This window comes from Streptomyces sp. NPDC002566, from assembly GCF_042889585.1.
Taxonomy (GTDB): domain Bacteria; phylum Actinomycetota; class Actinomycetes; order Streptomycetales; family Streptomycetaceae; genus Streptomyces.
On record NZ_JBIARD010000002.1, the window covers coordinates 857045 to 876002 of the forward strand.

Here is an 18958-nt window from a genome sequence, read left to right on the forward strand (position 1 = left end):
CAGGCAGACGACGAGACCGCCTCACCACGTAGGACACGGTCTTAAGGGCTTGCCGGTAATCAACACGTCGATTTGATCTTGGCGTTATCGGCGTCGAGGAATCTGGCGATATCTTCCGCCGTGCGAAAGCGGGCTGTTGAGGCGGGGAGACAGACACCGTTGGCTTCCAGCAGCGGGCGGACATCTTTCACTGCCCGGCTGATGGTCATGGCGGTGGTGTTGAACAGCTGGCCGAGAAGCTCCTGGAGAGAGTGTTTCCGCATGTAGAGGACGGTGACCAGGATCTGGTCGGCGGGAGTGAGTGTGGGTTTGCGGCCGGTGCCCGGGGCGACGCGGCGTGGTCCGCCGCGGGCTGCGTGGCGGACCTGCTCGCGACGCTCTTCCAGCCTGGGGATCAAGGAGTGGGTCAGTTCGCTGAGCTGCTTGCGGGCCATGCCGGTCAGCTCGGGGTGCTGCAGGTCGTGGAGTGTGAGTGGGCGAGAGCCCTCGGCTGACCATCCGCGTTGGCGGGGAAGGACTGGGCCCGGTTGGTGATCTGCGGGGTAAAAGGTGTAGTTCCAGTCTCCGTGGAAGCGGTGGCGTGTCATCGGCAAGGCGGCGATGGCTTGGTCGCTGACCCGGATGCCGGTGGGGTACTCACCGCGGTCGAGTTCGGCATGCACTGTCAGACCGGTGCGACTGGTAGTCGCGGAGATGGCCCGAAGCATGACTTCATGGCTGGTCAGGGGCCTGCCGCGCCAGTTCATGGTGATGTGGGAGAACAGCCGGTGTTCGATCTTGTTCCACTTCAACGTGCCCGGCGGCAGGTGACACACGGTGATCTCCAGGCCGGCCGGTCTCGGCGGCGAAGTCGGCCAGGTGGGTCTTCCAGCCGCGGGTGCGGTAGCCATTGGAGCCCCCGCCGTCGGCGGTGATCAGCAGTCGGCGGGCGCAGGGGTAGTCGTGCCGGCCCCGGGCCTGCCACCAGCGCTTGATCGAGGCGACGGCGAACGCCGCCGTGTCGTGATCGGTGCCGATGGTGACCCAGCCGGTGTTCGCCGCCATGTCGTAGATCCCGTACGGGATCGCCTTCTCTGCCTGGCCCGGGAAGTCGTGCGTGTTGACCCTGACGGGCTGCCCGGCAGGCCGCCATTCGTGCCCGGCGTTCTTGTACTCGCCGATCAGTTCCCTTTTCTTGGTGTCCACGCTGATCACCGGGTCCCCGGCGTCCCGGTGGTCGCGTGCCTGCTCGTTGAAATAGCGGAACTGGGCGTCTCTGTCTAAGTGTTGGGTGCCTTCGATGGTCTTGGCGTTGGCCTGCAGGCTGAAGCCTTCCTCCCGGAGCAGGCCGGCGACCGTGTCGGCGGAGACGCGATGGCCCCGCCGGGTCAGCTCCGCTGCCAGCTTCCGGGTCGACTTCGTCGTCCAGCGCAGCGGCGACATCGGATCGCCCCGCTCGTCGGGCTCGACCAACGCAAGCAATGCAGGCCGCAGCCCCGCATCCAGCTCGGTCGCCTTCTTCCTGCCTCCGCCCGCTCGGCGGACCCGTCCCAACGGTGCCTGGCCGGAATCCAGTTCCGCCACCCCGCGCGAGACCGTGCCCTCACGGACCCCGGCCGCAGCGGCGACGAGCCTGATCCCGCCATGCCCCAGCGACCGCGCTTCCGCTCCCATGGCCAGCCGCCGCTGACGCTCGTCCAGATGCGGTAACAGGGCCTGGAACTTCGCGGCCAGGATGGCCTCGATCCCCTCCGGTCTCCCCATACCAGAACAACGATCCCCGCTGCTGGAAGCCACGACTTGTTTCCCGGCAAGCCCTTACTGCCGGTGCGCAGAAAAGGCCTGGTCATGGCGACCGTGCTGTCCGCCCGCAGTCGCTCGGCTGCTCGGGCGAGTTCCGCGGGTCCCGCTGGGTCCACCGCGGTGCCCTCGTCCGCGAACGCCAGGCAAGGCAGGGCGAGTACGGCCGGCAGGGAGGGATCGTCGGCGTCCACGGCACGGACGGTGACGCCGTCGGGGACGGGCTGGGGCGACGGTCGGCGGTCCGCATCGATCACCATCAACGGCCTCTCCGACACCGGGAGTCCGGCCGCCTCGACGCGCTCGCGCAACGACGGCGTCACCTTCCTTCTCTGGACATCCGATGTCTGGCTAAGGGTCAGCATGCCGATCAGAAGCACATCCCGGAGTAGCCAATATTCTGTGTCGCACGACTGGACAGGGGCATCGTTCGTATCCGTTAATCCATCCCATGTATCTGTTGACGCGGCTGATGCGGTCGAGACCCCGACGCGCCCCAGCCGCGTTGCGATGCAGGGCTGCGCCGCGTCCGCCGCTGACGGCTCCGCCGGTCATGTCGCCGGCCTGTCACCTGAGGCGCCGCATCGGCAGCAGACGCCCCGTGGCGCATGGCACCCCACCATGGGACAGCGAACGCATCGACGATCAGACAGCACCCTTCCCTCACCGAGAGGTTGAAGATGTCCTCCTCCTTAAGCAGGCGACGCCTGCTGCAAGCAGCCGGGGCCACCGCCGCCGCCTCTGCCACCGGGTCCCTGGTCGGCGCATCTCCCGCCCACGCGGCGGCCGTCCCTCCCGCAAGGACCGACATCGGGGTCTCCGCGCACCCCTTCACACTCGGTCAGGTCCAGCTCACCGCGAGCCGGTGGCTCGACAACCAGAACCGTACGCGGAACTACCTGCGGTCCGTCGACGTCGACCGACTGCTGTACAACTTCCGAGCCAACCATCGGCTGTCCACCAACGGCGCTGCTGCGAACGGAGGTTGGGACGCGCCGACGTTCCCTTTCCGCACCCACGTGCAAGGGCACTTCCTCACGGCATGGGCACAGCTGTACGCAGTGACCGGGGACACCACCTGCCGGGACAAGGCGACCACCATGGTGGCGGAGTTGGCCAGATGCCAGGCCAACAACAGCGCCGCCGGTTACAACGCCGGCTACCTCTCCGGCTATCCGGAGTCCGACTTCACCGCGCTCGAACAACGGACCCTGAACAACGGCAACGTGCCGTACTACACCATCCACAAGACCCTCGCCGGTCTGCTGGACGCATGGCGCCACATCGGCAGCACGCGAGCACGTGACGTGCTGCTCGCCCTGGCGGGGTGGGTCGACCTGCGCACCGGCCGGCTGAGCAGGCAGCAGATGCAGGCCATGCTGGGAACCGAGTTCGGCGGCATGAACGCGGTGCTGACCGACCTCCAACAGCAGACAGGCGACGCGCGGTGGCTCGCTGTCGCCCAGCGGTTCGACCACGCCGCGGTGTTCGACCCACTGGCGTCCGGCCAGGACCAGCTCAACGGACTGCACGCCAACACCCAGGTGCCCAAGTGGATCGGGGCCGCACGGGAGTACAAGGCCACCGGAACGACCCGCTACCGGGACATCGCGTCCAACGCCTGGAACATCACCGTCGCCGCACACACCTACGCCATCGGCGGCAACAGCCAGGCGGAGCACTTCCGCGCCCCGAACGCCGTCGCCGGCTACCTGAGCAAGGACACCTGCGAGAGCTGCAACACCTTCAACATGCTCACCCTCACTCGGGAACTGTTCGCCCTGGACCCGAACCGAGCCGCGCTGTTCGACTACTACGAGCGGGCATGGCTCAACCAGATGATCGGCCAGCAGAACCCGGCCGACGAACACGGCCACGTCACCTACTTCACCCCGCTCAACCCGGGAGGCCGACGCGGTGTGGGACCGGCGTGGGGCGGCGGCACCTGGAGCACCGACTACGGCACCTTCTGGTGCTGCCAGGGCACGGGCCTGGAGATGCACACCAGGCTGATGGACTCCATCTACTACCGCAGCGACAACACGCTGATCGTGAACCTCTTCGTGCCCTCGGTGCTCAACTGGTCAGAGCGCGGAATCACCGTCACGCAGACCACGTCGTACCCCGTCAGCGACACCACGACCTTGCAGGTCACCGGCAACGTCAGTGGAACCTGGGCGATGCGCGTCCGCATCCCGAGCTGGACCGTCGGGGCCACCGTCAGCGTGAACGGCACCGCGCAGAACATCACCACCACGCCCGGCAGCTACGCCACCCTGACCCGTTCCTGGAGCTCCGGCGACACGGTAACCGTCCGCCTGCCCATGCGAGTGGTCATGCGAGCGGCCAACGACAACGCGAACGTCGCCGCGATCACCTACGGCCCGGTGGTCCTGTCCGGCAACTACGGTGATACCGCGCTCAGTTCACCCCCGTCGCTCAACACCTCCTCGATCTCACGGACCAGCAGCAGTTCGCTCGCCTTCACCGCCACCGCCAACGGCTCCACCGTCAACCTGGGACCGTTCCACGACGCACACGGCCACAACTACACCGTCTACTGGAACATCAGCGACACCAGCACTGTGCGTCTCGCCAACGCGGGCAGCGGTCTCGTTCTGGGCATCCAGGACATGTCCACGGCCGACGGCGGCCGCGCACTGCAGTGGAACGACTCGGGTACCCCAGACCACAACTGGCAGATGATCCCCGACGGAAACGGATTCCGCTTCCGCAACGCCAACAGCGGCAAGGTACTCGGCGTCCAGAACATGTCCACGGCGGACGGTGCGACGGTCCTGCAGTGGTCGGACAACGGCACGACCGACCACGTATGGACGCTGCTCGACCAGGGAGACGGCACCTGCAAGATCCGCAACGCGAACAGCGGCAGGCTGCTCGCCATCGCGAACAACTCCACCGCCGTCGGCGCGTTCGCGGTCCAGGACTCGGACAACGGCACGGCCGACAACCGGTGGCGCATCGTGCGGAACTGACGTCAACCGCACGGTGCCGACAGGGAACGCACGCCGCCGCCCACGCCGACCGTTCCTCCGCAGCGCGTGCTCGCGCTGCCGCTCCGGAGACGACGTGGCCGGCGTCATTCGCGACAGCCGTCGCGCGCCGGGCAGACACTTCCCGGACCCGCCGCAAGCGGGGTCGATCATGTTCGGACCCGGGCCGAGTACGGAGGACCGGCGGCCCGGCCCGGCTCAGCCCAGGAAGCTCAGCCGGACCTGACGGTTGACGTTGTCCTTGTTGGTGTCCACCAGGCAGACCGACTGCCATGTGCCCAGTTGCAGTCTTCCGTTGACGACCGGCAGGGTCGCATGGGGTGGGACGAAGGCCGGTAGGACGTGGTCGCGGCCGTGGCCGGGGCTGCCGTGGCGGTGTTGCCACCGGTCGTCGGCGGGGAGCAGGGTGTGCAGGGCGGCGAGGAGGTCGTCGTCGCTGCCCGCGCCCGTCTCGATCACCGCGATGCCGGCGGTGGCGTGCGGGACGAAGACGTTGAGCAGGCCGTCGCGGCCGGCCGCCTCCTCCCGGAGGAAGCCCTCGCAGTCACGGGTGAGGTCGACGACGCTCTCCTGTGAGCCGGAGGCGATGTGCAGGACTCGTGTGGTGAACGCTTCTGGCATGTTCCCATCCTGACCCGGATGCCGGATTCCACACCCGGCCGGCGGTGCGGCGAGTGGAACGGCAGTCCGATCCGCGAGACGGCGTTGACCATGGCCGGGCCGTCTGGCTACGTTCAGTGGCATGTTGCGTTCAGCCTTCCTCACCACGCGCGGTCATATCGACCTGCTGCGGGTGGCCTCCGCCGCGTGTCGTCGCGGCTGCTGACGCCTTCCCCTCTCCGCCTTCACGGTCTCTTCGCCTCCGCCCTCCTCTTCAGCTACGCCCTCGCGTGAGCCGGTCGGCCATGCCCCCGTGCCGGATGTGCGGGATTCACCCTCTCGGCCGTGCTTGCCGTCGCCCATCCGGTCGCGGTTGAAGTCGTCGATCCGATCGGGTTGCGCCCTGACGTGACCCGGCGGCACGGAGGCATGCCCCCCCACTGGTCGCCCCTCCTCCTGTGGAGCCCCCATGAGCATCAGTCACGCCCCACCCGAGTCTTCCGAATCCGATATTTCGCCTTTGTCGACCTCATCGTCTGCCGTCAAGTCGAGCGAGGCCCCTTCCGGGCGCGAAGACTCCCCCGAGCTCGAACCACTCCTCCCCCGCTCCGCTCGCCGCACCCGCGTGCCGCGCTGGCTACGCCGGACCACCGGACCGCTCGCCCTCCTGGCGTTGTGGCAACTCCTCAGCAGCACAGGTGTGTTGACGCCCGACGTGCTCGCCTCGCCTGGCCGGATCGCGCAGGTCGCCGGCGAGCTGGTCTCCGACGGCTCGCTCCCCTCCGCCATAGGCACCTCGCTTCAGCGCGTGGCCGCCGGGCTCGCGCTCGGCATCGTGGTCGGCACCGGACTCGCCCTGCTCTCCGGGCTGTTCCGGATCGGCGAGGACCTCGTCGACGCGCCGGTCCAGATGCTGCGGACGGTTCCCTTCGTCGGTCTCATTCCGCTGTTCATCATCTGGTTCGGCATCGGCGAAGCCCCGAAGGTCGCGATCATCACGCTCGGCGTGACCTTCCCGCTGTACCTGAACGTCTACGCCGGTATCCGCGGCGTGGACGACCAGTTGATCGAGGCCGGGGAGTCCCTCGGGCTGTCGCGCTGGGGTCTGGTGCGGCATGTCGTGCTGCCGGGCGCGCTGCCCGGGGCCATGACCGGCCTGCGCTATTCGCTCGGCATCGCCTGGCTCGCCCTCGTCTTCGCCGAGCAGGTCAACGCCGACTCCGGCATCGGGTTCCTCATCGGGCAGGCGCGGGACTTCCTGCAGACCGACGTGATCGTGGTCTGCCTCATCGTCTACGCCTTCCTCGGCCTCCTCGCCGACTTCGTCGTCCGTTCTCTCGAAAGGCTGCTGCTGCAATGGCGACCGACGTTCACCGGCCGGTGACCCCCACCTCGGCCGTGCGGGTCGAGGGACTGACCCGCTCGTTCGACGGCCGCGCCGTCATCGACGACCTCCGACTCGACATCCGGCCGGGCGAGTTCGTCGCGCTGCTCGGCCGCAGCGGCTGCGGCAAGTCCACTCTGCTGCGCATCCTCGCCGGGCTCGACCGCGACATCGAGGGCACCGTGCTGGTGCCGCGCCGCAAGGCCGTCGCCTTCCAGGCACCGCGTCTCATGCCGTGGAAGAAGGTGTGGCGCAACGTGCTGCTCGGCCTGCCGGGCCGTCCCGAACGCTCCGTCGCGGAGCGGGCGTTGGAGGAGGTGGGCCTCGGCCACCGCACCGACGCCTGGCCGAAGACCCTCTCCGGCGGCGAGGCCCAACGCGCTTCGCTGGCCCGCGCCTTGGTCCGCGAGCCCGATCTGCTGCTGCTCGACGAGCCGTTCGGCGCGCTCGACGCCCTCACCCGGATCAAGGCCCAGCGCCTGGTGGACGAGCTGTGGCGGCGGCGCGGGTGCGCGGTGCTGCTGGTCACCCACGATGTCGAGGAGGCGGTCCTGCTCGCCGACCGCGTCCTGGTGATGGACGACGGTGTCATCGCCCACGAGCAGCACATCGACCTCGAACGCCCGCGCGACATCGCCGACCCGCGCTTCGCCGAGCTGCGCGCGGAGCTGTTGCAACGGCTCGGGGTCGACGCCACGGCCGCCGAGGCTCCGGATACCGCCCAGGCCGCACAGGTCGCCAGGGCCGACGAAGCCGCCCGAGCCGCCGCCTGACCGGAGGAAGCGGCTCCGAGCGCCGCATCCTCCTGCCTCGCCTCCTCACCTGCCCGTCTCCTGTTCCCCTCCCCCCACGTCCACGAATCTCCCCAGTCCACGAAACGGATCCCCCATGCGACGCCCCCTCGCCCCCGCTGCCCTGCTGCTTCCCCTCGCTCTCCTGCTCACCGCCTGCGGTGGCGCCTCGTCGGCCAGCACGGGCACCGACGGCGGCACCGACGGCAAGGGCTCCGTCACTCTCAACGTCGGAGACCAGAAAGGTGGTTCCGAGGCCATCCTGCGGGCTGCCGGTGAACTCGACCATCTGAACTACAAGATCAAGTGGTCCACCTTCACCTCGGGGCCGCCCCTTCTGGAAGCCGTCAACGCCAAGGCCGTCGACGTGGGCGGCGTCGGCAACACCCCGCCCGTCTTCGCGGCCGGCGCCGGATCCGACATCTCGGTCGTCGCCGCCTGGCACGGCACGTCCAAGGGCGACGCCATCCTCGTCCCGAACGGCTCGAAGTTCACGCAGACCTCCCAGCTCAAGGGCAGGTCCGTCGCCGTGGCGCAGGGCTCCTCCGCGCACTACCAGCTGGTCGCGTCGCTGAAGGCGGCCGGGCTGAGCCTGAGCGACGTGAAGGTCAAGTACCTCCAGCCGGCCGACGCGCTCGCCGCGTTCACCTCAGGCAAGGTCGACGCATGGGCGGTGTGGGACCCGTACACCTCGCAGGTGCTCCAGGCGAAGCAGGGCCGGGTGCTCACCACCGGCGACGGCATCACCAACGGGCTCACCTTCCAGGTCGCCGCGCCCGCCGCGTTGAAGGACGCGAAGAAGGCCGCCGCCATCAAGGACTACCTGGACCGGCTGCGGCGGGCCACCGCCTGGGTGTACGACCACCAGGAGGAGTGGGCGAAGGTGTGGGCGAAGGACACCCGGCTGCCGTACGAGGTGGCGCTCGCGTCGGTGCGGCGGACGAACGCCACCCGGGTCGCGGTCGCCGTCGACCAGCCGCTCATCGCCTCCGAACAGAAGATCGCCGACGCGTTCACCGAGTTGAAGCTGATTCCGCGGAAGGTCGACTTCGGTGAGTTCGTCGACCGTCGGTACAACGGGAACCTGCCCGCCTCGACGAGCGCCCCGCACGCGTCGTCCTGACCCGCGGACACCTCGACGGGGTGCCGTCGTCGGCCGAGCAGGCGCTTCACACCTGGCGGAGGCGATCCCGCCCGCGCCGGGGAAGATCCACGCCCTCGGCACTGTTGGCAGAGGCGTGAACGACATACGCGAGGTCGAGGTGGTCGTGATAGGCGCCGGGCAGGCCGGCCTGTCCAGCGCCTATCACCTGCGGCGCACCGGGTTCGTCCCGGAGCGCGACTTCGTGGTGCTGGACCACTCCCCCGGCCCCGGCGGCGCCTGGCAGTTCCGGTGGCCCTCACTGACGTACGGCAAGGTGCACGGGATGCATGCCCTGCCCGGCATGGAGTTGACGGGCGCGGACGCTGCGCGGCCCTCGTCCGAGGTCATCAGCGAGTACTTCGAGCGCTACGAGCGCATGTTCGACCTGCGGGTGCGCCGGCCGGTGGACGTGCGGACCGTGCACTCGACGAGCGTCGACGCCGGCGCAGGCGGCGCGCAGGACGGGTCAGCGCCCCGGGGGCGGCTGCTCGTGGAGACTTCCGACGGTACGTGGTCCGCCAAGGCCCTGATCAACGCCACCGGCACCTGGGACCGGCCGTTCTGGCCGCGCTACCCCGGCCAGGAGACGTTCCGGGGACGGCAGTTGCACACCGCGCAGTACCCGGGGCCTGAGGCTTTCGCCGGCCTGAGCGTGGTCGTGGTGGGCGGGGGCGCGTCCGGCACGCAGCATCTGCTGGAGCTCGCCCCGTACGCGGCCGACACGACCTGGGTGACACGGCGGCCGCCCGTGTTCCGCGAAGGCCCCTTCGACGAGAACTCGGGTCGTGCGGCGGTCGCGCTCGTGGAGGAACGCGTACGACAGGGGCTGCCGCCGAAGAGCGTCGTCTCCGTGACCGGCCTGCCGCTCAACGACGCGATCCGCCGGGGGCTGGCGGACGGCGTGCTCGACCGGCTGCCCATGTTCGACCGGCTCACCCCGGACGGGGTGGAGTGGAACGACGGGCGGCACGTGAGCGCCGACGTCGTCCTCTGGGCGACCGGTTTCCGGCCCGCCGTGGATCACCTCACGCCGCTGAGGCTGCGGGAGCCGGGTGGCGGCATCCGCGTCGAGGGCACCCGCGCGGTCGCCGATCCCCGCGTCCACCTCGTCGGCTACGGTCCGTCCGCGAGCACCATCGGCGCCAACCGGGCCGGACGCTCGGCGGTACGGGAGATCGCCCGGCTGCTCGCGCAGGGCGGGGAAGAGCTGGAAGCGGCCGCTGCCGCGTGATGTTCTCTCGCGAGACCAAGACAACGCCGCGTTCGGGTCACCGGACCTTCGACGGACTCGGCGCGGCCTGTGCGCTCTGGTTCCGGTTGAACTCCGCGACGTTGCGCTGGTGTTCCTCGTAGCTCGCGGTGAAGCGTGTGTCGCCCGGCTTGACCGTGACGAAGTACAGCCAGTCGCCCGGCGTCGGGTTGATCGCCGCCTGCATCGCCTCCTCGCCGGGATTGTCGATCGGCGTCGGAGGCAGCCCCATGCGCTGGTAGGAGTTGTAGGGGCTCGCGATGCGGGTGTCCTTCTCCGTGGTTCTCACCGTGAAGCGGTTCAGGGCGTAGTTGAGGGTGGAGTCCATCTGCAGCGGCATGCCGCGCTCCAGACGGTTGATGACGACGCGGGCCACCTTGCCCATGTCGTCCTTGGTGGCCGCCTCGGCCTGGACGATGCTGGCGATGGTGACCGCCTGATAGACGTTCATGGCGTTGCGCTGCGCTCCCGCGGCGATCGGCGCGCCGTTGAACTTCTTGTTCGCCGTGTCGACCATCGACGCCAGGAGGGCTTGCGGGGTGGTCTTCTCCTCCAGCGGGTACGTCGCCGGGAAGAGGTAGCCCTCCGGGTTGCCCTCGGCGTCGTTCGGCAGTCGCAGGTCGGCGGCGGGCAGGGTCTTCCTGGTGGTGCCGGCGGGCAGGGCGAGGGCCTTGTCGACGGCCTCGTAGATCTGGTTCGCGCGCCAGCCCTCGGGGATGACCAGCGAGGTGGGGCGCTTCTCCTCCTTGTGGTCGTCCGGGGTCAGCAGCGGCACCGCCACGGCGGTGCCGGCCACGACGGCTCCGGTCGCGATGAGGGTGAGACGGCCCCGGCGGGTCAGTCGCATCGTTCTCCGTGACGGAGTGTTCCTTTGCATGCGGGCACGGTAACCCGCACATCGTCACAAACCTGACATCACCGGCCATATTTTCATCTTGTCGGCTCCAGTCGCGCGTCGCGCCGCACCAGGGCCGCGTACCGCCCTCCGCTCGCCAGCAACTCCTCGTGCGTGCCGCGTTCGGCCACCCGGCCCGCGTCGAGCACCACGATCTGGTCGGCGCTGCGGATGGTCGACAGTCGGTGGGCGATGGTGAGGGTGGTGCGGTTGGCGGAGAGCGCGTCGATCGCCTCCTGGACGGCGTGCTCGGTGCGGGTGTCCAGGGCGCTGGTCGCCTCGTCGAGGATGAGCACCGGCGGGTCGCGCAGGATGGTGCGGGCGATGGCCAGGCGCTGTTTCTCGCCTCCGGAGAAGCGGTGGCCGCGCTCGCCCACGACGGTGTCGTAGCCGTCGGGCAGTGCGGCGATGTGGTCGTGGATCTGGGCCGCCCGCGCCGCCGCGTGCAGTTCCTCGTCGGTGGCGTCCGGCTTGGCGAAGCGCAGGTTCTCGGCGACGGTGGCGTGGAAGAGGTACGTCTCCTGCGAGACGACGCCGACCGCGCGCGCGAGGGTGTCGAAGTCCAGGTCGCGGACGTCGACGCCGTCGAGGGTGACCCGGCCGCCGGTCACGTCGTACAGACGGGGCACCAGATAGCCGAGCGTGGACTTGCCCGCGCCGGTCGGTCCTACGACGGCGAGGCTGCCGCCGGCGGGGACGGTGAGGTCGATGCCGTCCAGCACGGGACCCGCCGTCCCGCCCTCGTTCCGCACGTCGCCGTCGGTCGTGCCACGCGCGTCCTCACGGCCACGCGCGCCGTCGTCGTACCGGAAGGACACGCTCTCGAAGCGGATCTCCCCCTTCACCTGGTCCAGGTGGACCGGGTCCTCGCGTTCGGTGATGTCGACGGGGAGGTCGAGGTACTCGAAGATCCGCTGGAAGAGCGCGAGGGAGGTCTGGATCTGCACACCCGTCGACAGGAGACTGACCGCTGGGCGGAACAGGCCCTGCTGGAGCGAGACGAACGCGACGATGGTGCCGAGGGAGACGTCGGGGCCGCCGAACTGGAGGGCCATGCCCGCAGTCCAGTAGATGAAGGCCGGCATGGCCGACATGACGATCCCGATCACGGCCATGCGCCAGCGGCCGGCCATGTTCGACCGGACCTCCAGGTCGACCAGGCGCTCGGACTCGTCGGCGAAGGACCGGGTGAGGGAGTCGGCGCGGCCCATGGTGCGGCCGAGGAGAATGCCGCTGACCGACAACGACTCGGTGACCGTGGCCGCCATTGCCGCCATCTGCTTCTGGCGCCGGGTGGTGATTCTGCGGCGCTCGTCGCCCACGCGGCGGCTGATCCACACGAAGACCGGGAGCAGCAGCAACGAGACGACGGTCAGGCGCCAGTCGAGGGCGATCATGGCGACGACCGTGGCGACGACGCTGGTGAAGTTCGAGACCAGGGAGGTCGCGGTCGAGGTGACGGTGGCCTGCATGCCGCCGATGTCGTTGGCGATGCGGGACTGCACCTCGCCGGTACGCGTGCGGGTGAAGAACGCGAGCGACATCCGCTGGAGACGGCCGAAGACGGCTGTGCGCAGGTCGTGCATGACGCGCTGGCCGACCGTCGTGGAGATCAGGGTCTGCAGGACGCCGAACACGCCGGACAGAACGGCGCTGAGGATCATGCCGAGGGCGAGCAGGCTCAGCAGGCCGGTGCGGCCCTCGGGGATGGCGACGTCGAGGATCTCCTTGAGGAGGAACGGCGTGGCCACGGAGACCAACGACGAGGCCGCGACCAGCACGCCGACGACCGCGAGGCGGGCTCGATAGGGGCGGAACAGCCGCAGTATGCGGCGCACTTGCCGGGGCTGCTGTGCGTCTGCCTCGGCGGGCGGGGACCAGAGCTCTGGCGTGTCGGGACGCATGGGCTCCTTCGAAGGTGAGTCGGGCGGATTTTGAGAGCGTAGCTCATTGTTACCTATACTCACAATGAACGGCGTCCTGATATTGTTCCCGCATGACCACCCCTGATCCCGAAGGCGCGCTCGCCGAGCAGCTGTTGCGGTTCACCCGCCGGGTGCACCGCATCCAGAAGCGCCATCTGGAGCTCTCCGACCTGGGCGTCACCCCGGCCCAGTCACGCCTTCTGCGCACGCTCAACCACTTCGGCGCGCCCCCGCGCATGGCCGATCTCGCGGAGCGGCTGGAGGTGGTGCCCCGCGCGGTGACCACACTGGTCGACGGTCTGGAGGCGAACGGCAAGGTGCGCCGGGTCCCTGATCCGACGAACCGCCGGGTCATCCGCATCGAGCTCACGGACGAGGGGCGCGAGACGCTCCGCGAACTGCACCGGGCGCGGCAGTCGGCCGCGCGGGAGATCCTGGCTCCGCTCACCGGCCTGGAGCGGGCGGTGCTCGGGGAGCTGCTGGACACGCTGGTCGACGGGGCCCCCTCCGCCCACTGTGGGATCCCGGAAAACGGCTGAATCCGGGCCCCAACGGGCCCGGACCAGCCTCGGTCGCACTTCCGTCAGAAGACCTCGGCAGCGGGCTCCTTGGCCGACGGCTGCGCCGGGATGCCCCCTCCGGCCGTCGCTTCCGCCTCGCCGGCGAGGGTCCTCTTCGTCTGCTCGATGTCCAGCGCGCCCTCCCACCGGGACACGGCGAAGACCGCCACGCAGTTGCCGAGGAGGTTCGTCACGACGCGCATCGCGTCCATGACGCGGTCCACGCCGAGCAGCAGGGCCACGGCGCCGGCCGGGACGACCCCGAGCGACGAGGCGGTCGCGGACAGGGCGAGAAAGGCCGAACCGGGAACGCCCGCCATGCCCTTGCTGGTGAGCATGAGCACCAGGACCACCGTGATCTGCTGGCCCAGGCTGAGGTCCACACCGACGGCCTGGGCGATGAACAGCGTGCCGATCGACAGATAGAGCGAGGCGCCGTCGAGGTTGAAGGAGTAGCCCGTCGGCAGCACCAGGCCCACGGCGTCGTCACGGGCGCCGGCCCTGCGCAGCTTCTCCATCACGCGCGGCATCACCGACTCGGTGGAGGCCGTGCCGAGGGCCAGGAGCACCTCCTCCCGGATGTAGCGCAGGAACTTCCAGAGGCTGATCCCGGTGAGCGCCTTCAGCACCAGGGCGAGCAGCGCGACGAAGAACGCGGCGGCCGCGTAGCACAGGATGATCAGTTCGCCGTAGGTCTTGATCACGCCGAGGCCGTACTGGCCGATCAGGACGCCCATCGAGCCGAACACCGCGAGCGGGGCGAGCCGCATCACGAAGCCGACGATCGCGAAGACGACCTCCTGGGCCTGCTCGACGGCGGGCAGGACCTGGGGCACCTTGGTGTGCCCGAGGTGCAGCAGCGCCGACCCCACCAGGCAGGCAAGGACGAGCACTTGGAGCAGCGAGTTCTCCGCGAAGGCGCCGACGAAACTGGTGGGCAGCGCGTCCAGTGCGAACTCCGTCGCCGAGGGCAGCGCACCGCCGCCCGTCTTGGCGTCCACGGCCGAGGCGTCGAGCGTGGAGGGATTCACACGCATGCCGGAGCCCGGCTGGACGACGTTGGCCGCGAGGAGGCCGATCAGCAGGGCGAGCGTGCTCGCGACCTCGAACCAGATCAGCGCCTTGAGTCCGATCCGGCCGAACGCCTTCAGGTCCCCGGCCTTGGCGATGCCGACGACGACCACGCAGAACACCAGCGGGGAGATGATCGTCTTGATGAGCCGGAGGAAACCGTCGCCGAGCGGCTGAAGGTCCGCGGCCACGCCGGGCCACAGCTTGCCGAAGACGATTCCCAGGACGAGTGCGCAGGCGACCTGGGCGAAAAGCGAGGTACGCAGCAGGCGTAGAACGCGCCGCGGCGGGGACGGGACGGACGGCGACACGGGCACTCCTCGGGGGACGGAGACGCGCGGAGGCACGACGAGACGATGAGGGGGGACGACTTCTGCGATACGGAAAGCGGCTTCCGTACCGTCACTCTGGAGGCGTCGTTGATCGCCCCTGAAACCACCGTGTTGCGACCGCGTAAAACCAGCCACGAGTGATGTCGTCTGATGCCGCCGCCCCTGGCGCCGCACACCTTCACTGCCGCGACAGCGTCGCTCGACGACACTCGAACTGCCGTGCTGCCGCTGGAAAAAACAGGTTGATTCCGAGCGCCCGTCAACGCGAACCTTTCACGGTTTGCTGCGAAGCCCGCGCGGACCCGTGCGTCCGCCTTCCTCTCCCCCACCTGACACGAGCCACTGGGACGTCATGCAGATCCAAGACCTTCCGTATCCCGACCCGGGTGTGCCGGACGCACGCTCGGGTCCCCGCTTCCTCTGGTGGCTCGGCCGCAACCAACTGGGCGGCCAGTTCAAGGCTTTGGCCTGGGGGCTGCTCCACTTCGTGTCCGTCTCGGCGCAGCCCTTCTGCGTCGGATACGCCGTCGAGGCCGCCGTCGACCGCTCGGGCTCCCGACTCGCCCTCGCCGGCGGGCTGATGCTCCTGCTCGGGGCCGCCATCGCCATCGGCGACACCTTCCTGCACCGGACCGCTGTCACCAACTGGATCACCGCGGCCGCCCGCGTCCAGCAGCTCCTCGCCCGCAAGGCCGCACATCTTGGCTCCGCGTTGAGCCGTCGGGTCGCCGCCGGGGAGGTCGTCGCCGTCTCCACCGGCGACGTCGAGAGGATCGGCTGGTTCGTGGAGGCGGTGTCACGCTTCACCGCCGCCGCCCTCACCGTCGTGCTCGTCTGCGTCGGCCTGGTCGTCTACCAGCCGGCCCTCGGGATCGTGGTCGCCGTGGGCCTGCCCGTGCTGGCGCTCGCCGTGCTGCCGCTGCTGCCCCGCGCCACACGCCGGGCCGACGACCAGCGCGCGAAGGCCGGACGTGCCACCGAACTGGCTTCGGACACCGTGGCCGGACTGCGTGTGCTGCGCGGCATCGGCGGCGAGGAACTCTTCCTCGACCGCTACCGGCGCGCCTCCCAGGAGGTCCGGCACGCGGCCGTCCGCAGCGCCCGCATGTGGTCCCTGATCAGCGCCATCCAGGTACTGCTGCCGGGCCTGCTCATCGTCGTCGTGGTCGTCTACGGCGTTCACCTGGCCCGCACCGGCAGCATCACCATCGGTGAACTCGTCGCCGTCTACAGCTCCGTCATGGTGCTCACCTATCCCCTCAGGCATTTCGAGGAGATCGCCATGGCCTACTCGTTCTCCCGACCGGCGGCGCAGCGCGCCGCCCGCGTCCTGTCGCTGCAACGGGCGACGGACACCGACGGCTCACGCGACGCCGACCTCCCCGGCGGCGACCTGTTCGACCCGGAGACCGGGCTGCTCGCCCCGGCCTCCCGGCTCACCGCCGTGGTGTGCGGCGACCCGGACGCGGCCGGTCTGCTCGCGGAACGCCTGGGCGGGCACTCCTGGCAGGACGGCCCGTCCGCACTGCTCGGCGGGGTCCCGCTGGACGAGCTGCCGCTGCACTGCGCGCGCACCGCCGTCCTCGTCCAGGACAAGGACCCGGTGCTGCTGTCGGGGTCCCTCCGCGACCTGCTGGACGTGCCCGCCTCGGGCGCCGTCGACGCGGCCGACGCGCTGGCGGCCGCCCAGTGCGGTGACGTGCTCGACGCACTCGTGCAGGGCTCGCTGGAGGCCGACGATCCCCTGGACGCGCGCATCACCGAACGCGGGCGCTCCCTCTCCGGCGGGCAGCGACAGCGGCTCGCACTCGCACGGTCGCTGTTCACCGACCCGGAGGTCCTCGTCCTGGACGAGCCCACCTCCGCCGTCGACTCGCACACCGAGGCCCGTATCGCCGAAGGGCTGCGCGCCTTGCGGTCCGGCCGGACGACCGTCGTGTTCACCTCTTCGCCGCTGCTCCTGGACCGCGCGGACCGCGTGGTCCTGGTGCACGAGGGCCGGGTCGAGGCGGTCGGCACCCACCGCGAACTGCTGGACACCGAAGCGCGATACCGCGCTGTGGTGACCCGGGAGACCGACGAGGACACCGCGCTGAGCGGCGCCCTCAAGGGACTCACCAACGACGAACTGCGAGAGATCGAGGAGACGGCATGATCGGCGTGGCGCCACCCGCCTACGACCCGGCGGCCCCCAGGACGGCGAGCACCCTGCCTGTCGGCGCCCCCGCGACCGTACGCGCCTACGTGGCCGAACTGCTGCGCCGGCACCGGCGCGCGTTCCTGCTTCTCGTGACCGTCAACACGGTCGCCACGATCGCCTCCATGGTGGGGCCGTGGATCCTGGGCGACCTCGTCGAACGGCTCTCCCAGGGGACGCGCGACCTCCGGCTGGAGCTCAGCGCCACCCTGTTCGTGCTCGGCCTGCTCCTGCACGCCACGTTCGTACGACAGGTGCGGCTGCGCGGCGCGATGCTCGGCGAGCGGATGCTGGCCGACCTGCGCGAGGACTTCCTCGTGCGGTCGGTCCGGCTGCCGCCGGGCGTGCTGGAACGGGCCGGGACAGGCGACCTGTTGTCCCGCATCACCACGGACATCGACCGGCTGGGCAACGCCATGCGTGAGGCCGTTCCCCAGCTGACGATCGGCGTGATGTGGGCGGCGCTGCTGCTCGGCGGACTGGTCGTCACCGCGCCGCCCCTCGCCGCTGCGGTGCTGGTGGCGGTGCCGTTGCTGGTGGCGGGCTGCCGCTGGTACTTCAAACGGGCGCCGGCCGGCTACCGCTCGGAGGCCGCAGGGTACGCCGCCGTGGCCGCCGCCCTCGCCGAGACCGTGGACGCCGGACGCACCGTCGAGGCCCACCGCCTCGGCGAGCGCCGCGTCGCGCTGTCGGAGCTGCGGATCGAGCAGTGGACGGCCTGGGAGCGGTACACACTGTGGCTGAGGTCGGTGCTCTTCCCGGTCATCAACATCGTGCACGTCACCGTCCTCGCCTCGGTGCTCATGCTGGGCGGGGTGTTCGTGCTGAAGGGCTGGATCGGCGTGGGCCAGCTCACCACGGGCGCGCTCCTCGCGCAGATGCTCGTCGATCCGGTGAACCTGATCCTGCGCTGGTACGACGAGCTCCAGGTGGCGCAGGTGTCGCTGGCCCGGCTCGTCGGTGTCCGCGACATCGCCTCGGACACCGGGGAGCCAGGGCTGGAACCGGCCGGGCGGGACGTGCTCGCCGACCGCGTCCACTTCGGCTACCGCGAGGGCGTCGACGTGCTGCGCAAGGTCTCCCTCGAGGTCGCCCCGGGGACCCGGCTCGCGCTGGTCGGCCCCTCGGGGGCGGGCAAGTCGACGCTCGGCCGGCTCCTCGCCGGGATCTACGCCCCGCGCGAGGGGCGGGTCGCCCTCGGCGGCGCGGAACTGTCCCGGATGACCGCCGAACGGGTCCGCTCGCACGTGGCACTGGTCAACCAGGAACACCACGTCTTCGTCGGCTCGCTGCGCGACAACCTCCGGCTCGCCCTGCCCCACTCCCGGCTCAGCGCTGAGGACGGCACGCCGGTGGACGGCACGGACACCGCGGCCACTGCGGACGCCGCCGACGCCGAGCTGTGGGCCGCGCTGGCCGCGGTCGACGCGGACGGCTGGGCCCGGGCGCTGGAGGACGGCCTGGACACCGAGGTCGGCTCCGGCGGGCTCGCGCTCACCCCGGCTCAGGCCCAGCAGATCGCGCTCGCCCGCCTGGTGCTGGCCGATCCGCACACGCTGGTCCTCGACGAGGCGACCTCTCTCCTCGACCCGAGGGCCGCCCGCCATCTGGAACGGTCCCTGGCGCGCGTCCTGGACGGCCGTACCGTCGTCGCCATCGCGCACCGCCTCCACACCGCCCACGACGCCGACGTCATCGCCGTCGTCGAGAACGGCCGGATCACGGAGCTGGGCAGCCACCCGGAGCTGGTCGCAGCCGACGGGGCGTACGCGGCGCTCTGGCGGTCCTGGCACGGGTGACGGGAGGCCGCCGCGCATCCGGCGCGCGCCCGGGGGCCGGGGAGCAGGCGGCACCGACGCCTGCTCCCGGGCCCCCGCCGCCTCTGCCGTTGCGCGCCACCGAACCGGGGTGGAACGCTGGAAAGCGGTACCCGCGCGGAGGGCAGCCGGACCGGTCCGTCCGGAGGGCGCCGCGCCCGGCCGGGGCTCCGTGCGGCTGTCTCCCGCAGCCCGCCCCG

At 70.2% G+C, this 18958-nt stretch carries 13 protein-coding genes and 1 pseudogene; 9 read left to right on the forward strand and 5 right to left on the reverse strand.

The window, feature by feature from the left end:
* Positions 1-59 precede the first annotated feature (59 nt).
* Positions 60-1743 (reverse strand): annotated as a pseudogene (locus ACFYXA_RS10905) (ISAzo13 family transposase).
* A 716-nt stretch (positions 1744-2459) separates the two neighbouring features.
* Here ACFYXA_RS10905 and ACFYXA_RS10910 point away from each other — a divergent pair.
* Entirely contained in the window at positions 2460-4775 is a 2316-nt protein-coding gene (locus tag ACFYXA_RS10910; protein ID WP_389030823.1) for a beta-L-arabinofuranosidase domain-containing protein, read from the forward strand.
* Positions 4776-4991: 216 nt separating this feature from the next.
* Here ACFYXA_RS10910 and ACFYXA_RS10915 read toward each other — a convergent pair whose 3' ends face one another.
* The gene (locus ACFYXA_RS10915) at positions 4992-5414 is read right to left on the reverse strand and encodes a secondary thiamine-phosphate synthase enzyme YjbQ (protein ID WP_130440234.1); all 423 of its coding nucleotides are present in this window, start codon (positions 5412-5414) and stop codon (positions 4992-4994) included.
* A 121-nt stretch (positions 5415-5535) separates the two neighbouring features.
* On the opposite strand from ACFYXA_RS10915, the gene ACFYXA_RS10920 reads away from it, so the two are divergent.
* The 5 genes from ACFYXA_RS10920 to ACFYXA_RS10940 all read left to right on the forward strand — a co-directional run bounded on the left by ACFYXA_RS10920 (position 5536) and on the right by ACFYXA_RS10940 (position 9943).
* Complete coding sequence (locus ACFYXA_RS10920) at positions 5536-5619, forward strand: putative leader peptide (protein ID WP_351089754.1); 84 nt, start codon at positions 5536-5538, stop codon at positions 5617-5619.
* A gap of 243 nt (positions 5620-5862) precedes the next feature.
* Positions 5863-6777, forward strand: coding sequence for an ABC transporter permease (locus ACFYXA_RS10925; RefSeq protein ID WP_389030826.1), 915 nt, complete (start codon positions 5863-5865; stop codon positions 6775-6777).
* Positions 6750-7550, forward strand: coding sequence for an ABC transporter ATP-binding protein (locus ACFYXA_RS10930; RefSeq protein ID WP_352247092.1), 801 nt, complete (start codon positions 6750-6752; stop codon positions 7548-7550). Before ACFYXA_RS10925 ends, ACFYXA_RS10930 begins: the two co-directional genes overlap by 28 nt.
* Before the next feature lie 115 nt (positions 7551-7665).
* A complete protein-coding gene (locus tag ACFYXA_RS10935; RefSeq protein WP_352247093.1) occupies positions 7666-8691 on the forward strand; it encodes an ABC transporter substrate-binding protein in 1026 nt (341 codons plus the stop codon).
* Between the two features lie 115 nt (positions 8692-8806).
* Positions 8807-9943 (forward strand): NAD(P)-binding domain-containing protein, encoded by a 1137-nt coding sequence (locus tag ACFYXA_RS10940; protein ID WP_389030829.1) that lies wholly within the window; start codon positions 8807-8809, stop codon positions 9941-9943.
* Positions 9944-9980: 37 nt separating this feature from the next.
* On the opposite strand, the gene mltG is transcribed toward ACFYXA_RS10940, so the two are convergent.
* Positions 9981-10838: an endolytic transglycosylase MltG gene (gene mltG, locus ACFYXA_RS10945; RefSeq protein ID WP_352247095.1), complete on the reverse strand. Its 858-nt coding sequence runs from the start codon at positions 10836-10838 to the stop codon at positions 9981-9983.
* Positions 10839-10891: 53 nt separating this feature from the next.
* Complete coding sequence (locus ACFYXA_RS10950; RefSeq protein WP_352247096.1) at positions 10892-12760, reverse strand: ABC transporter ATP-binding protein; 1869 nt, start codon at positions 12758-12760, stop codon at positions 10892-10894.
* A gap of 92 nt (positions 12761-12852) precedes the next feature.
* Here ACFYXA_RS10950 and ACFYXA_RS10955 point away from each other — a divergent pair, with 92 nt between their 5' ends.
* Positions 12853-13320, forward strand: coding sequence for a MarR family transcriptional regulator (locus tag ACFYXA_RS10955; protein ID WP_352247097.1), 468 nt, complete (start codon positions 12853-12855; stop codon positions 13318-13320).
* 44 nt (positions 13321-13364) lie between these two features.
* Here the strand turns inward: ACFYXA_RS10955 and ACFYXA_RS10960 are convergent, their stop codons facing one another.
* Complete coding sequence (locus ACFYXA_RS10960; RefSeq protein WP_389030834.1) at positions 13365-14723, reverse strand: cation:dicarboxylate symporter family transporter; 1359 nt, start codon at positions 14721-14723, stop codon at positions 13365-13367.
* Positions 14724-15096: 373 nt separating this feature from the next.
* On the opposite strand from ACFYXA_RS10960, the gene ACFYXA_RS10965 reads away from it, so the two are divergent.
* Together ACFYXA_RS10965 and ACFYXA_RS10970 are read left to right on the forward strand one after the other, a co-directional pair.
* The gene (locus ACFYXA_RS10965) at positions 15097-16899 is read left to right on the forward strand and encodes an ABC transporter transmembrane domain-containing protein (RefSeq protein ID WP_389030837.1); all 1803 of its coding nucleotides are present in this window, start codon (positions 15097-15099) and stop codon (positions 16897-16899) included.
* Positions 16896-18740: an ABC transporter ATP-binding protein gene (locus ACFYXA_RS10970; RefSeq protein ID WP_389030840.1), complete on the forward strand. Its 1845-nt coding sequence runs from the start codon at positions 16896-16898 to the stop codon at positions 18738-18740. The genes ACFYXA_RS10965 and ACFYXA_RS10970 overlap by 4 nt, the downstream gene beginning before the upstream one ends.
* Positions 18741-18958 lie beyond the last annotated feature (218 nt).